The sequence below is a fragment of the Actinosynnema sp. NPDC023658 genome (genome assembly GCF_040639995.1).
Taxonomy (GTDB): Bacteria; Actinomycetota; Actinomycetes; order Mycobacteriales; family Pseudonocardiaceae; genus Actinosynnema.
On sequence record NZ_JBFAAX010001501.1, the window covers coordinates 1 to 1,034 of the forward strand.

General features: G+C 70.3%; 1 protein-coding gene and 1 pseudogene. Both read right to left on the bottom strand.

The genetic code is table 11. The features are described 5' to 3' along the window. Positions 1-412: pseudogene (locus AB0G02_RS42095) on the bottom strand (alpha-L-arabinofuranosidase); the annotation flags it as partial. A 60-nt stretch (positions 413-472) separates the two neighbouring features. After that, positions 473-1,034, bottom strand: a 562-nt coding sequence (locus AB0G02_RS42100; protein WP_360806753.1) for a family 43 glycosylhydrolase, incomplete at its 5' end; no start/stop codon positions are given.

Genomic DNA, 1,034 nt, shown 5'->3' on the forward strand with positions numbered 1-1,034 from the left:
TCGGCATCGAGTGCAGCTTCAGCCGCCGGTACCCGGTGAACGAACGCAGGTCGGCCGAGTCCCAGGCGTGGATGTACTGGTTCTGGCGGGTGAAGTCGGTGCCGGCCAGGTCGGTCGCCAGGACGATGAACCCGCCGTTCTGCTTGCGCATGATGAACGGGTCGCGCAGGCCGCCGGTGCCCGCCGTGGGCGTGGCGACCGGGTTGTTCTGGTTGAGCGGCGTCCAGTCGAGCCCGTCGGCGCTGACCGCCAGGTGCAGGGCGTAGCGGTCCGCGACCTTGTTCGGGGACTCGGTGAAGTACCCCATCACGTAGGCCGAGTCGCCCGGCGCGGCGAGCGCGGCGAGCCGGCTCGTGCCCGCCAGGGCGACCGCGGCCGCCCCACCGGCGAGGAAAGTGCGTCGTTGCAGCATCTGCCGTGTGCCTTTCGCGGGGAGCCCGGGGCGGGCGGGAGACACCCGCCCCGGGGAGTCTCATTCGCCGGACGGTGCGGTGAGGGTGGTGCCGAGCCGGACCGGTGTGCCGAAGTTGGGCGTGCCGTCGGAGTTCCAGGTGAACTTCTGCGCCCGCGTCGACCGGTTCATGTCGCAGCCGCCGGACGCGGAGTCGTTGGCGTGGTAGACGATCCAGTCCTCGGTGCCGTCGGGCGACTTGAAGAACCCGTTGTGGCCGGGGGCGAACACGCCGTTGCCGTCGTTGCGCTGGAACACCGGGTTGGGCGACTTCGTCCAGTGCGCCCGGTTGAGCGGGTCGGTGCCGGTCAGGGTGAGCAGGCCGAGCTTGTAGTCCGGGCCCCAGCACGCGCTGGCCGAGTACACGATCATCGTGCGCCCGTTGTGGTACAGCGCTTCCGCGCCCTCGTTGACCGCGCCGGTCTGGCGTTCCCAGGACAGCGTGGGCTGGGAGATCGTGCGGCGCGCGCCGCTGATCGTGTACGGGTTGGAGAGCGGGGTGATGGTCAGCGACTGGGTGCCGTCCATCGCGCTGCCCATCAGGTACAACTTCCCGCCGACCTGGAGGATGCTCGGGTGGTGC